Genomic DNA, 14,757 nt, shown 5'->3' on the forward strand with positions numbered 1-14,757 from the left:
TTACAATGCATTCAATAAATCATTAAGCCCTTTATTTTCTTCTTTCTTTAAAAAATTACCAAGGGCTTCTTTGGCTTGAGTTCGTAACTCATTACGCAGTAGTTTTTCCACATCTAATTGGTATTTTAAATTATTCCAACTACCATAAATACGCAGTGGAATAGTCATTGCTTGCAATTGCTGGACTAAACGTGAATCACCGCCCCAGCCGTTAGCAATATTAACCCCTAAATTGACATCAATAGTTTCATTAGGGATATTTATACGACCTTGCCCACTAATGTTAACTAAGGATGACGTTGCATTCATAGAGGAAATATTCAAATTACCTTTATTTAATTTACCTGCCACAATGAAAGAATCAACCTCAGTGACGTTACCCGTATTCACTGGTGCATTAATTTTATTGGTTACTCTGGAAACGGATTGCTGAATTAATAAAGGAATATTCAATCCCTGCAATTTTGCATTTCTTAACTCAAAATTAACAGGCCCCTGCCATTGATTTTTTACTGCATGGTCATCATAACCTACACCCGATAATGTAGTATTTAACGAAATTACCCCACTTAATTTTTGTGGCATATTGAAGGCTTTTAATAGTGGTGTTAGGTCGATATTTTTAAAATCCGGCCTTGCGGAAACGTATGCCGGCGTTGAACTGTAATTAAATGTCACTGGTAATGAGAAGGCACCACCAAATGCCTTACCCTGTAATTTTGAAACCGTCAAACGAGGTGTTTGGTTTTGTGCCTCAAAAACTACGTCACTAACCATCATTCCACGATAGATTAACTGGTTAATGGCTAAATTGATATTGGCGGAAAATGCCTGCAAGCCAGATAAATCATATTGTTGAGGATTTGCACCAGAAATAACCGGTTTAACACCAACACGGTTATTATTCACCTCTGATTCGATATGGGTACTGCTAGGCATAGTCCCCAGTAAGTTATCTAAATCTAATTTTTCGGCCACTAAATTGACCATTATTTTGGGGGTATCGGCTAATTGTATACTGGCATCGCCTGACAGGGCACTTTCATTAGCCGTTATCACCAAATGGCTTAAACTGGCACTTTCTACTTTCCCTTTGGTGTATAGAAAATCACTTGTTATTTGCCCTTCAATTCCACTTTCAGGCAAATCAACACCACTCAATTTATAATCAAATTGCGTTAATTGCCCACTAATCTTTTGATTTACATCCGATAAATCGATATCTGCACGTAAATTAAATACAAACTCTTGTTGGTTTTTATTTAGATTTCCACTGAATTTAACGGCGACCTGTTTTTTATCACTTTTCTTCAGTGATAAATCAATGTTACGTAGGTTAAACTCATCTTTAGATGTTTGCCAAATCACTAAGCTATTGGAAATATTAATTTTTTCTATATCTAATAACCAGCTATTTTTCTCTGGTAAAGGGGAGGATGTAGGCACACCACCTGGCGCGACAGGAGCATTACGGTGAGTTTGGATTTCGCTATCCGGTGTTTTGCGGATAACAGCACCATCAATCACAATTTGCTCAACAGAAAGCTTATGGGAAATAAGTGGCCATAATTCAACATCTAAGCGCATATTATCTGCACTTAGTATGGGTTTAGCGGCATTCGGTGCAGTAAGGGAAACAGGGCCAGTAATAATGCTTAAAGTTGGCCATACATGCCAACGCATATCACCGTTGAATTCAAGTTGATAACCGCTTTTTTTCTCTACCTGTTCAACAATATAATGACGAAAATCATTCGGGTTCACCAACATTACAAGTGTGGTTAACCCTGCAACAATTACCACAAGTAAAATAATCAGTGTCGTCAAAAAACGTTTCATCCTTCCCTCTCTTAAATTCCGCTTGCGCTCGCCACAAAAATGAACTCACACCTATCCCTGAAAATGGGCGGAAATTACCTGTTTAATCTCCATTAAACGCCGCAATTTCCGCAAAGTTCACCGGTTATCAGTCTTCGCTGATACGGCTACCAACAGCACCTTGTTGGTTTTTATATTTAGCGTCTTGTCGGCTATTATAAGGGCGATCAGCACTACCAGATAACGGCTCAAAACTTAATGCGCCAATCACCATGCCAGGACGCAACGCTAACGGTAATTTACCTGAATTGTAGAATTCTAGCACGATTTGCCCATGCCAACCGGGGTCAATTCGATGTGCGGTTACGTGCACCATCAAACCTAACCGCGCTAATGAAGAGCGCCCGTCTAGCCAACCGACAAGGTTATCAGGGAGCGTAACAGACTCAAGCGTCACTGCAAGTGCTAATTCACCTGGATGTAGGAAAAAGGGCTCATCTTCATCAAGCACAATTTCATCACTCATGACGCGATCTAATGCGGCATTAACCTCATCTTTAGGGCCACTAAGGTCAATAAATGCAGCCGTGTGTCCTCGAAAAACACGGAATTGATTTCCTAAACGAACATCTGCAGTTGCACCATTGATTCGTTCAACTGGTGGGCGTGGGCTAATAACTAATTTACCATCATCCATCCATTGAATAATATCGCGGTCACAAAGACGCATGGTTGTTTCCCCCTTCATTATTTTAATTTCTGCGCGGTTTAATCTTGACAGAATTCGCCAATTTTCGCTTTCAAGATATCAATCGCAACACGGTTTTTCCCACCGCGAGGTACAATGATATCGGCATATTGCTTTGATGGCTCAATAAATTGCAAAAACATTGGGCGAACCGTTTTATTATATTGGTCAATAACGGAATCAAGCGTTCTGCCCCTTTCATTAACATCACGTTTAATACGGCGCATCAAACAAATATCGAGCGGTGTATCAACAAAAATAGAAAAATCCATTTCACCACGTAAGCGCTTATCTGTTAATAATAAAATACCTTCAATGATAATAACTTTTTTAGGTTTAAACGTGATGGTTTTCTGTTTACGGGTATGAGCGACATAGTCGTATTGCGGAATTTCTACTGCTTGGCCACTTTTCAGTGATTTGAGATGTTCATAAAGCAAGCTGTGGTCCATCGAGTTAGGATGGTCATAATTTACTTTAAGACGCTCTTCCATTGGGACATCGGCTTGGTCTTTGTAATAACAATCTTCTGGAATAACACCGATATTATGATCACCAACCTGTTCCCTTAATTCACGGTATAACGTACTGGCAATTAAGCTTTTGCCAGATGCAGAGGCTCCCGATATACCTACAATGGTACAGTGATGCGCTATGTCAGTCATAAAATGATAACCTGGTTAAATATTAGAAATGAAAATACATAACATCAAAAATGTTATGTTGGCGGAATTATAGGGGGTAATGGCGTGTTGTTCCAGCGTCCCTAGGCAAAGTTCGCTAAAAAAACACCCATTAGATAGGAAATGCCGTAAATCAGGAGCGTACAAAATGTCATTTATACACTAAAACTGTTTTTTTCCTTCTAATACCGCAATGCGATTTTCAATCGAAGGGTGAGTTGAAAACACAGAATCGCCCTTATTAAAAATATAAGCGGCCTTACGGTAAGCTTGCCCTGTACTCGCCTTATCATACTCGTGGGTTTCGTGCTTACCCGATATTTTTTTCAGTGCGCTGATCATCGCTTGGTTATCAGAAGTGAGATCGACCGCTGCCACATCCGCCATATATTCACGGGTACGCGATAAATAAAAATAGAGAATTTGTGTTATCCACGGTAAAACAAAATTCAGAACTAATAGGATCATTTGCGCTTTGTTCGCCGCATTATTGCGACTGCGCCCTGCTGTTCGAATAAAAATCTGACTAAATAAATTGGTCACGGTTAAAATCACATTCGCCAAAATCCCCACGTACAGAGTTAATTTTGAATCACCGTGAATAATGTGCCCAACTTCATGAGCAAGAACGGCTTGAACCTCTTGCCGATTAAGTGTCTGTAATAAGCCTCTTGTCACCCCCACAAGTGCATTACGATTATTCCACCCTGCTGCGAAAGCATTAGGCTCGTCCGTTTCTAAAATATATAAGCGAGGAATATAGCCTAAGCTGGCACTTAAACTTAATTCTTCAATAATATTAAAAAGTTGCTTTTCTTGGGGAATATTCGCATTTTCTTGGGTGATTTCTCTGGCATTCACCCCAGCTAACATCATTTTATGGCCTCTAAAATGAATATAAATTAGCCCAAGGAAGGTTAAACCTAAAACAATGAAAGTGGCGATAGGTAATTCATGAAGTGTCACAAACATCATCGCATTGTCGACCAAATCCAATTGTTCATTTGGATGTGTTGCAATATCCGCCAGTAATCCAATGATTAGCATTAAAAAAATATAGCTCATCACCACCAAACGTGTGCGAATATTATTTTTACGAATGACGTTTCTAAAATCCATAATGTAACCTGTTATCTACTACTCATAAAATATCGGAACACCATAAGGCATCCCGATGATTTATCACTTCAAAGGTCTAAAGGCTTTTAATCAAAATTAATTCGACGTGATTCCTCAGTCTTAATGGTTTCTTCATCAAGACGCCAATATTCCTTTGAAATTTTTAAGCTAGGAATAATGCCAACAATGAGTGCCGCAGGCATAGAAGCGATATACGCATTATAAGTTTCTAATGAACGGTTATAACCACGTTTAGCAAATGACAATTTATTTTCTGAAGAAACGATTTCTTCTTGTAAATTTGCCATAATTGCATCGGATTTTAGCTCAGGATAAGCTTCAACCGCGACATTAATTGCCCCACTTGTTACCATTTTTGATAACGCATCTTCGGCTTCACGGGCTTTATCCCCAGTCGCCGTTTGTGCTTGCGTCCGTAGCTCAGTAATTTTACTGAACACCTCGCTTTCATGGCTTAAATATTTTTTAACTGTTGCCAATAAGCTATCAAATACTTTTCCACGACGATCTAATTGAACTGAAATTTCTGTTTCACTCGAAATAACAGCTTCTCGCAATGCGACGATACGGTTATAAAAATAAATAACGATCAGCACCACGACAACAATAAAAATTAAAAATTTCATAGTCACCTTTTCGGGTTGCCCGTAGAAAGAAAACTGATTAAATAAAAGATGTGGTTATTCTACGCGAACATGACTCAATAAAGAAATGTTCCGCAAACAATTCAGAAAAATAGAAGGTTAAAAAAACACGTTTAGTAAAGAAAAGTATCAACAATAAATAAGGCTATCTAGTGATAAACTAAATAGCCTTTTTTCTCTATAACCGATTAAACGGCGCGGAAAGAAATCTCTGTTGGGATTTTATCCCCTTCCCAATACATCAAAGCTGAAATACCCGAAGCAATTTCACGGTAGATATCTGCAAATTCACCTTCAGGATCACGCATAACAGTAGGCTGGCCACGGTCAAGGTCTTCACGTAAAGAAATATGCAGAGGAACCTGCCCCAATAATTTAGTATGGTATTTTTCGGCTAATTTCTCAGCACCACCAGTACCGAAAATTGGCTCAACATGGCCACAATTACTGCAAATATGTGCGCTCATATTTTCAACAACACCCAGCACTGGGACATTGACTTTCTTAAACATCACAATGCCTTTCATGGCATCGACCAAGGCGATATCTTGTGGTGTTGTCACCACCACCGCCCCTGTAACAGGGATGTTTTGAGAAAGTGTTAATTGGATGTCACCTGTTCCTGGTGGCATATCGATAACTAAGTAATCCAAATCAGGCCATAACGTGTCCTGTAGCATTTGCATTAATGCTTTACTTGCCATTGGGCCACGCCAAACCATGGCGTTGTCATCCGTTACTAAGTAACCGATGGAGTTGGTAGCCAAGCCATACGCCATAATTGGCGCCATGTGCTGACCATCTGGGGAAGTTGGGCGTTCTAATGTTGTGCCTAACATATTTGGAATTGATGGGCCGTAAATATCCGCATCAAGGATCCCCACTTTCGCCCCTTCTTGCGCCAGTGCGAGCGCTAAGTTCACAGAAGTACTGGATTTACCAACACCACCTTTACCCGAACTGACGGCTAAGATATTACGAACACCATTAATACCCGGCAAATCATTTGCACGTTTTAATGTGGTGATGTCATGGCGCAGTTTCCATTCAACAGCATGAGCCCCTGTTTGTTGCTTTAATTCAGCAGTTTTTTCGCTAATTAAAGTTTGAAATGGCCCTTTCCAAACGAATGGCATAACTAATTCGACATGCAGCACGTTGTCCAACATTGCACAATGGTGTAACGCTTTGATAGAAATCAAATTACGTTGCAGTGTTGGGTGTGTAAATGAAGCCAAAACTTTGGAGACTTGTTCAGTCAGCAGTTCTGGTTTGTTCTGCTCGGGGGATTTATCGTTCATCCCGGCTCCTTTATTTATATTTTTGAACTATGTATATCCTAGAATAAGTTACAGAAAATTGGGCGGATATACTTTGACTGAGATTAATCATAACAGAGAACAGGAAGAAAGTTATTATATCGAGATAGGAAAAGCCACGAAGAGGTAAAAATTCTTTTTCAAACAAATTTCCAATTAATATTTTATACCCCTAGCAGCGATGGTTTTGATCGGTTAACATCAAAGACCCTTTTCAAATAATGGAAGTAAGAAAGTTACTATGTCTCAAGTCGCGAATAAATTACTGGTAACCTGTGCGTTACCCTATGCTAACGGTTCAATCCATCTTGGTCATATCCTGGAACACATTCAGGCTGATATTTGGGTCCGTTATCAGCGAATGCGCGGCAAAGAGGTTCACTTTATCTGTGCCGATGACGCGCACGGAACTCCAATCATGCTTAAAGCTCAACAGCTTGGCGTAACGCCAGAAGAGATGATTGCGGCAGTGAACCAAGAGCATCAGAACGATTTTGCTGGTTTCGCCATTAGTTATGATAACTACCACTCCACACACAGTGAAGAAAACAAAGTTTTATCAGAGCTGATTTACGGGAAACTGAAAAATAACGGTTTTATTAAAAACCGCACTATTTCACAGCTTTTCGACCCAGAAAAAGGCATGTTTTTACCGGATCGCTTCGTTAAAGGCACTTGTCCAAAATGTAAAGCCGAAGACCAATATGGTGATAACTGTGAAGTCTGTAGTGCAACCTATAGCCCAACAGAACTGATTAACCCACGTTCAGTGATTTCTGGCGCCACACCTGTCATGCGTGATTCAGAACACTTTTTCTTTGATCTTCCTGCATTTAGCGACATGCTTCAAGCGTGGACTCGCTCAGGCGCGCTACAAGAGCAAGTCGCTAATAAAATGCAAGAATGGTTCGAATCAGGCCTACAACAATGGGATATTACCCGTGATGCGCCTTATTTCGGTTTTGAAATTCCTGATGCGCCGGGTAAATATTTCTATGTTTGGTTAGATGCGCCTATCGGTTACATGGGCTCCTTTAAAAACCTGTGTGACAAACGTGGCGACCTCGACTTTGACGAGTTTTGGAATAAAGATTCAAAAACCGATCTTTACCATTTCATTGGTAAAGATATCGTCTATTTCCACAGCCTGTTCTGGCCTGCCATGTTAGAAGGTAGCCAGTATCGTAAACCAACAAACCTGTTTGTTCATGGTTATGTCACGGTTAATGGGGCAAAAATGTCGAAGTCGCGCGGTACATTTATTACTGCCCGCTCTTACTTAGATCACCTAGATGCCGACTGCTTGCGCTATTACTATGCAGCAAAACTGTCTTCGCGTATTGATGACATCGATTTTAATTTGGAAGATTTCGTCCAGCGCGTCAACAGCGACATCGTCAATAAAGTGGTTAACTTGGCATCACGTAATGCGGGCTTTATTGCTAAACGCTTTGGCGGTCAATTATCAGCAAACCTTGCTGAGCCAGAGTTATACCAACAATTTGTTGATGCCGCTAAAGTTATCGGTGAAGATTATAGCAACCGTGAATATAACAAAGCGATCCGTGAAATCATGGCATTAGCCGACATCGCAAACCGCTATGTTGATGAAAAAGCCCCTTGGGTTGTGGCAAAACAAGAAGGTAAAGATCAAGAGCTGCAAGATATTTGCTCGATGGGCATCAATTTGTTCCGCGTTCTGATGACTTACCTGAAACCTGTTTTACCAGGGCTCACTAAGCGTGCTGAAGCTTTCTTAAATAGTGAATTATCATGGGATGCGATTAACACCCCATTATTGAACCACAGCGTCGCACCATTTAAGGCATTATTTAACCGCATTGAAATGGCAAAAGTGGATGCGATGGTTGAAGCCTCAAAAGAGAGCATCAAACCCGTACAGCAACTTACAGGGCCACTCGCTGACGACCCAATTCAAGAAACCATCACTTTTGATGATTTTGCGAAAATTGACCTGCGAATTGCATTAATCAAGCAAGCTGATTTTGTTGAAGGTTCAGACAAACTGCTGAAATTACAATTAGATATCGGTGGTGAAACGCGCCAAGTATTTTCTGGTATTCGCTCCGCTTATCCAGACCCTAAAGCATTAGAAGGCCGTTTAACCGTGATGGTTGCCAACCTCGCACCACGCAAAATGCGTTTCGGTGTTTCTGAAGGCATGGTAATGGCTGCTGGCCCTGGCGGTAAAGATATCTTCTTACTCAGCCCTGACAGTGGTGCACAGCCCGGTATGCAAGTTAAATAACCCATACTTGCTTTAGTCTGTTATTCATCAAAAGTGGGAAGCTAAATACTTCCCACTTTTTTATTGGCTTTTTATTGTGATCGGTAGCACAATAATAAAGTTAATTGTATGATGAATAGATATTACATTACAGGACCAGTCTCATGTCATTTAAACAGGTACTGATAACGGGATGGCAGTATTTGCGAGCTTTCGCAATACTCTACCTTTGCCTGATTATTGGAAACCTTATCTCAACACTACTTCCATTCTCCATTCCCGGCAGCATTGTCGGCATGTTAATTTTATTCATATTGCTTGCGTTACAAATTATCCCCGCCAAGTGGGCACAACCCGGTTGCAGCATTTTGTTGAAAAACATGACCATCCTGTTTGTTCCTATTGGTGTTGGCATAATGAATTACTATGAATTAATTAGCCAACAAATGGTTCCTATTATCGTTTCCTGTGTGGTTAGTACCTTAATCGTTATGGTCGTTGTCGCCATCAGTTCCAACTATATTCATAAGGAACGCCCTGTCGTTGGGGCTCAACCTGATGACGTTCCTTTACCCCCCGAAGAGCCAATTTCTTCGGTCATTAATAATGATAAAACTAAGGGGAATGAATAATGTTAGAACATATTTGGTGGTCATTGCCGTTGACCATTGTGGTGTTTTATTTGGCTCGTAAGCTGTCGACCACATTTAAGTTACCGATTTTAAACCCACTATTAATTACTATTGCGGTATTGATTGCACTACTAGTGATCACGAATACCTCTTATGAGCACTATTTTGCAGGTAGCAAAATACTCAATGATTTACTACAGCCTGCAGTCGTCGCGCTCGCTTTTCCACTTTACGAACAAATGCACCAAATTCGAGCCCAGTGGAAATCTTTATTAAGTATTTGTTTTGCAGGTAGTTTAGTGGCCATGTTTAGCGGTGCCGCCATCGCGTTATGGTTGGGGGCAACCCCTGATATCGCGGGTTCTATTTTGCCTAAATCGGTTACTACCCCTATCGCGATGGCTGTTGCTGATTCGGTTGGTGGGATCCCTGCGATTAGTGCCGCCTGCGTGTTATTTGTTGGGATCTTAGGCGCCATGTTTGGCCATAGCTTATTTGATGTGCTGCGTGTACGAACCCACGCATCAAGGGGACTCGCGATGGGAACCGCTTCCCACGCCCTAGGTACTGCCCGCTGTGCCGAAGTGAATTACATTGAAGGTGCTTATAGCTCTCTTGCATTAATGACCTGTGGGGTTATCACCTCGCTTATTGCCCCGTTTATATTCCCTGTCATTTTACATCTTTTTAGCTAAGCTTAATTCATTAAGCCAATAACCAAATATATGAGTAAGAGGAGTTCAATAGCCTCTTGCTCATACGCACACTGATAAAATATGAGATATATCTCACAACAAAAGAATATGTTTCATGTATTACATTCAAAATAGTGATAATTATCACACATAGTTCTACGTATTATTGAATAGAATAAAAACAATTAAAATAGGGAGAGTAACTCATGCATTCAAGATTTAAGGCCGCTTGGGCCGAGCTTCCAGAAAAGTTACAGTCGGTACTTAGACCTATCATTGATAAATCTGATTTTCAAGGCATGTTAACGGCGGAACAAGTTGAACAGATTAAAGCTGAAACAAGTGTAGACGACGCTGAGTTAGCCTTTGCATTATTGCCTTTTGCTGCTGCCTATGCCCTCACTCCTATTTCCCATTTTAACGTGGGTGCAATCGCACGTGGAGCAAGTGGTAACTTGTATTTTGGTGCCAATATGGAATTTAGCCATGTATCAATGGGCCAAGTGATCCATGCAGAACAGTGTGCAGTGACACACTCTTGGATGAAAGGTGAAACGCAGATTACCTCAATTACTGTAAATTACACACCTTGTGGCCACTGCCGCCAATTTATGAATGAATTACGTGAAGGTGGTAAAATTATGGTGAATTTACCAGGTCGCACACCTGCGGTACTACACCACTATTTACCCGACTCATTTGGGCCGTCTGACCTCAATATTACCACTTTACTACTCGACCCTGTTGACCATGGCTATAAAAACCAAAGCCGTGACCGGTTATTAAGTGCAGCAATTGAAGCAGCAAACCAATCTCATGCACCTTATAGTCAATCTCATTCAGGTATTGCGTTACAGTTAAAAGATGGCTCACTGTTTACAGGCCGCTACGCAGAAAATGCCGCATTCAACCCAAGTTTACCGCCACTACAAGCCGCTTTAATTATGATTAACCTTGCAGGTAAAGATATTCACGCCATCGACCAAGCTAAGTTTGTTGAAAAACAAGATGCGATTATCAAACATTGGTGTGTTACCGAAAATACATTACAAGCACTGGGTTGCCAAAATATTGAATTAGCTTATTTGGATTAATTTTATATTTATTTAAATATAACGGTTATTGCTGGGAGCTTGAATAAACAGCAATAACCGTATAGTTGCTATTAGAACTTTAATCTTGTTCACAAAACCATTTACCTGCAAAGTGGCCATCCATAATAGAACTCACTAGTTTTGATTAATATATGCCCTAGTAAGTGAATTCATTAAACAATTTTTCTGTTTCATTTATCGTCTCTTCTAATGTAATAACTAAAGGGATCTTTCGCATTTTTTCTAGCCAAGCTTGGCTTTGTTGCTGTTTTATCGATGCAGATTGCGCGGCTTCTTCTTTCATGTCTAGCCAAATGCTAGCAAATAACGCTGATTCACCATTAAGTGATTTATTAGAAAAGCTATTTAATAGTTTCCCTATAATTTTATTCTGTTTATCTATAGATAATACTTCAAATACATCTTTAAACAACCAACCTTCATAAGGAATTCCTGAATTTAACATCGCTTCTTTTTTTATTTTAATAAATTCTTGATGTGTAATATCACCAATTGGGATGTTATCACTTTCTTTGCGATTTTTCATAATTCGTCCGTATGCTAATTTGACTTCTTTTTGATACCGACTCCGTTTTTCACTGGTGAATGATTCACCCTGTGCCTTCATATGATTATTTAAAAATTCTTTTTCTAGATAAATAAAAATACTAAAATATTTATCACTTGAATCATTTACCTTTTGAGGGTTATATTTTTCATTAAAAGAGTAACCTTTATTTATGAGAATTAAACATGATAAAATTATAAAAATTAATTTAGGAATAATAGATTTAGAAACCATCATTAGAACTCCTTTTATTCTTATTAAAATTCATTGAATCATTAATCATTTCTTCAAACATAAAGTCTAATTCTTTTTCTATATTTTTAACTAAAGTAATCCGCCTCATCTTCTCCAGCCATCTTTTGCTTTTAATTTGCTTGTCTGATGGTAGTTTGGAAGCCTCCCTTACCATTGCATACCAAAGCATCATGAATAATTTAGCTTCCTTCGCAGGATCGTTGTTATTCATCACAAAAACGAACTGTTGCCATAGTGCCTCTCGGTTTCTCTCATTAATAACATCTAAAACATCTGCTAAAATCCAAGCATGATAAGACATTCCCATTTCATTTAAATTCTCACGATAAAAATCCATTGCCTGTTCATGGCTTAATTTTTTAATAAATGCTTCTTTTGGATACTTTAAAAATGCTAACATTGGGTTATTATCTTTTTCACCCTTAAAAATGACTAATTTTTTTCTATCAAATATTAAATCCTTAGATTCAGAAAAGTATAACATCTGTAGCATAAAGAAAAGACGTGGCGTTTTAACACCTTTTGTTTCACAAAAACTAATTATATTCTTTTTATTATATTTTACATTATTTCCTTGAGGATTTTGGCAAGCACTGAGAAGAAAAACTGAAAGCAAAAATATTAATTTATAATTCATATACATCCTTGTTATTCATAAAGTTAGAAACCAATAATCTTAAAAACAATTATGTAAAAAAACATTGCCCACATACAAAAAAACATCAGCAATCACCATTAGATTACTAATAACTGAAATAATTTATTTTATTATAAGCGGACTTTTTAAATATTAATTAAAACTAAAAGATCCTCCAGAAGAATAACCACTATAACTAAATTCAGGTATACTTGGCATTGAGGGTATTGAGTATTTATCATCAAATGAGTCCATTGAATTGTTCATTGATGACATATTGTCTCTTAACTGGCCAATCATATTTTCAAAATGATGGTTATTTCTTATGGTATCTGTAGGGAAGTCTTTAAATCCTGGCGTTCCCGGAAGAACAACACTCGGGCGTTCTAGATAATAATTTGTTGGTGTTTCATTATCCTTAAACCTATCAAGTAGGTTTGTTGTACGAGGTGCTAATTGCCTATTCGGTTCGGATTTTGGATAAGTGCTTTCCAATATCGATTTATCTACCATATTATGTGGATACTTAATTGGAGGTGTTGGCTTGTTGTTTATTGATGGCATATTTCCCCTTAAATCATCAATCATACGATCATAATGAGCAACATCTGGTTGATAATTAACTGATGGTGAATCAAATAAGCCTGTTTCTGGTAATATATAGTCAGGTCTTTCTAAATAATATTCAGACAATAGATTTTTATGTGTAAATTCCGTTTGGCCACGCCAATCTGTTTGTACTTGAAATGATTCTAAATGTTGTGAAGGATAATCCCAAAATGAAAAACGCTCTGTTCCTCTATCAATTAAAGGGTTTCCTGTATTATAAATAATTGTATTTATTCTATCCATATTATCTTCTTCTATATGAGATATAATATTTTGATAAGATTTCTTGGCTGTAACCACCACGCCATCTACTACATTATCAATATCCAGAACTCGTTTAGTCCAACTATGTATTTTAGGCTGCATATGCGCTGGAGCTTCATATAATGCTCTAAACATTATATCTTTAGTATTTATACTTAATAATATTTCACTTTCTATATCACCTACAGAATTTAAAGCTCTCTGCCAATAACTCTCTCTTTGTTCTCTAGGTAACACAAAAAATACAGGTTCTAAAGTCCATGCATCAGAAGGAAGATTATAATAAGAAAATACACTACTATGAAATAATTTAGCCTCTATGTGATTTATATCACCATAGATTACATCCTTTCCATCTTCAAATCTATTTTTTAGGGTTTGAACATAAGCTATTGCCATATCATAGCGAATACGCTCAATTATAAACTCATCTTGCACTCCAATATGCTCTAAAATAGCTTCATCTAAATAATTAAGCGCAAAAGCACCTGAAAGAGAATCACCTTTAACCACACTATTAGCTAATTTAGCATATCGGTCTCCTTTACTTTCCAAATATTCATACATCAACTTTGGTTCTTTGGTTACGTATAAAATTTTAATTGCATTAGAAACATCACTACGAGTTAACTTTAAATCACCCTTTCTAATTTCTTGAGTTCTCATATTATCTCCTAATTTTTAACATGGTCGAGTAAAAAAATGCGTATTTTTTTCCTCATTATATTGCTATTAGATAATTCTTTAGCATCAAAATAAAATTTAACCTTAGTTCCTATTTCTGGAATCAAAAAATATTGAAAACACTTATGATACTTCTCATCAATTGGTAACCATTCACACTCAATTAAAAAAATCACTTCATTATTAATTTCCTTCCAATAATATCCTTTTTTATTAAAATACATATCATCTTTATGACCAATACTTCTTCGTATTGTTACAGTCACTTCAGTAAAATAAAGATCCAACTCTTCATCATAATATAACTCCCCCTTTCTTTTGAGGTACCCCATATCTAAATACACGTGTTTTCTATAACTCAAATATTTTTCAGGGTTTCCTTTTAATGGTTCAGCATAAACTTCTATAATTTTAACATCATTACTTACCTCATTAGATGGTTTCAAATCAGACCAAGACATTCGCATTGGCAGCACTCTAAAATTAGCCTCACACCCTTTTTTATTTTCAATAAACCTTGGGTCAAAATAGCTATACCCTTCATATTCAGCAAATGGAAAAACATACTCGCCAGGAACTTCTATAATATTCTTATTAAACTGCCCACAGACAAAACCGGGGCGATTATCAGCGAAACTATTTATAGAAATCAATAACACAAGACAATTAACTGTAAATTTAATTAGATAATTAATTATCATTTCAAATTTCATACTTGC

The 14,757-nt window shown here is 38.0% G+C and carries 14 protein-coding genes; 4 read left to right on the top strand and 10 right to left on the bottom strand.

From position 1 onward, the window contains the following. The 6 genes from asmA to apbC form a co-directional block, all read right to left on the bottom strand. Positions 1 to 1,839, bottom strand: a complete 1,839-nt coding sequence (asmA, locus tag P3L44_RS14800; RefSeq protein WP_140170836.1) for an outer membrane assembly protein AsmA — start codon at positions 1,837 to 1,839, stop codon at positions 1 to 3. A gap of 127 nt (positions 1,840 to 1,966) precedes the next feature. Continuing rightward, positions 1,967 to 2,548, bottom strand: a complete 582-nt coding sequence (dcd, locus tag P3L44_RS14805) for a dCTP deaminase (RefSeq protein WP_004909269.1) — start codon at positions 2,546 to 2,548, stop codon at positions 1,967 to 1,969. A 38-nt stretch (positions 2,549 to 2,586) separates the two neighbouring features. Further along, entirely contained in the window at positions 2,587 to 3,231 is a 645-nt protein-coding gene (udk, locus tag P3L44_RS14810) for a uridine kinase (protein WP_004256495.1), read from the bottom strand. Between the two features lie 180 nt (positions 3,232 to 3,411). Next, positions 3,412 to 4,368, bottom strand: coding sequence for a zinc metalloprotease HtpX (htpX, locus tag P3L44_RS14815; protein ID WP_272661732.1), 957 nt, complete (start codon positions 4,366 to 4,368; stop codon positions 3,412 to 3,414). 86 nt (positions 4,369 to 4,454) lie between these two features. Continuing rightward, on the bottom strand, positions 4,455 to 5,015 hold the full coding sequence (locus tag P3L44_RS14820; RefSeq protein ID WP_004256501.1) for a LemA family protein: 561 nt from the start codon (positions 5,013 to 5,015) through the stop codon (positions 4,455 to 4,457). Positions 5,016 to 5,221: 206 nt separating this feature from the next. After that, positions 5,222 to 6,334 (bottom strand): iron-sulfur cluster carrier protein ApbC, encoded by a 1,113-nt coding sequence (gene apbC / locus P3L44_RS14825; RefSeq protein ID WP_004256506.1) that lies wholly within the window; start codon positions 6,332 to 6,334, stop codon positions 5,222 to 5,224. Positions 6,335 to 6,593: 259 nt separating this feature from the next. On the opposite strand from apbC, the gene metG reads away from it, so the two are divergent. From metG to cdd, 4 genes are all read left to right on the top strand, one after another. Beyond that, the gene (gene metG / locus P3L44_RS14830) at positions 6,594 to 8,621 is read left to right on the top strand and encodes a methionine--tRNA ligase (protein WP_272661731.1); all 2,028 of its coding nucleotides are present in this window, start codon (positions 6,594 to 6,596) and stop codon (positions 8,619 to 8,621) included. 143 nt (positions 8,622 to 8,764) lie between these two features. Further along, positions 8,765 to 9,232 carry a CidA/LrgA family protein gene (locus P3L44_RS14835; protein WP_125893324.1) on the top strand — a complete coding sequence of 156 codons (468 nt, stop codon included), beginning with the start codon at positions 8,765 to 8,767 and terminating at the stop codon, positions 9,230 to 9,232. Further along, positions 9,232 to 9,927, top strand: coding sequence for a CidB/LrgB family autolysis modulator (locus tag P3L44_RS14840; protein WP_004256514.1), 696 nt, complete (start codon positions 9,232 to 9,234; stop codon positions 9,925 to 9,927). The genes P3L44_RS14835 and P3L44_RS14840 overlap by 1 nt, the downstream gene beginning before the upstream one ends. 206 nt (positions 9,928 to 10,133) lie before the next feature. Then, the gene (gene cdd, locus P3L44_RS14845; RefSeq protein WP_140170840.1) at positions 10,134 to 11,021 is read left to right on the top strand and encodes a cytidine deaminase; all 888 of its coding nucleotides are present in this window, start codon (positions 10,134 to 10,136) and stop codon (positions 11,019 to 11,021) included. 157 nt (positions 11,022 to 11,178) lie between these two features. Here the strand turns inward: cdd and P3L44_RS14850 are convergent, their stop codons facing one another. The 4 genes from P3L44_RS14850 to P3L44_RS14865 all read right to left on the bottom strand — a co-directional run bounded on the left by P3L44_RS14850 (position 11,179) and on the right by P3L44_RS14865 (position 14,751). Further along, a complete protein-coding gene (locus P3L44_RS14850) occupies positions 11,179 to 11,826 on the bottom strand; it encodes a hypothetical protein (protein ID WP_272661730.1) in 648 nt (215 codons plus the stop codon). Next, complete coding sequence (locus P3L44_RS14855) at positions 11,813 to 12,481, bottom strand: hypothetical protein (protein ID WP_272661729.1); 669 nt, start codon at positions 12,479 to 12,481, stop codon at positions 11,813 to 11,815. Before P3L44_RS14855 ends, P3L44_RS14850 begins: the two co-directional genes overlap by 14 nt. Positions 12,482 to 12,634: 153 nt before the next feature. After that, positions 12,635 to 14,020 (bottom strand): serine protease, encoded by a 1,386-nt coding sequence (locus tag P3L44_RS14860; protein WP_272661728.1) that lies wholly within the window; start codon positions 14,018 to 14,020, stop codon positions 12,635 to 12,637. 8 nt (positions 14,021 to 14,028) lie between these two features. After that, positions 14,029 to 14,751 carry a hypothetical protein gene (locus tag P3L44_RS14865; protein ID WP_272661727.1) on the bottom strand — a complete coding sequence of 241 codons (723 nt, stop codon included), beginning with the start codon at positions 14,749 to 14,751 and terminating at the stop codon, positions 14,029 to 14,031. Positions 14,752 to 14,757 lie beyond the last annotated feature (6 nt).

This window comes from Providencia sp. PROV175 (assembly GCF_032707045.1).
In the GTDB taxonomy this organism is placed as follows: domain Bacteria; phylum Pseudomonadota; class Gammaproteobacteria; order Enterobacterales; family Enterobacteriaceae; genus Providencia; species Providencia hangzhouensis.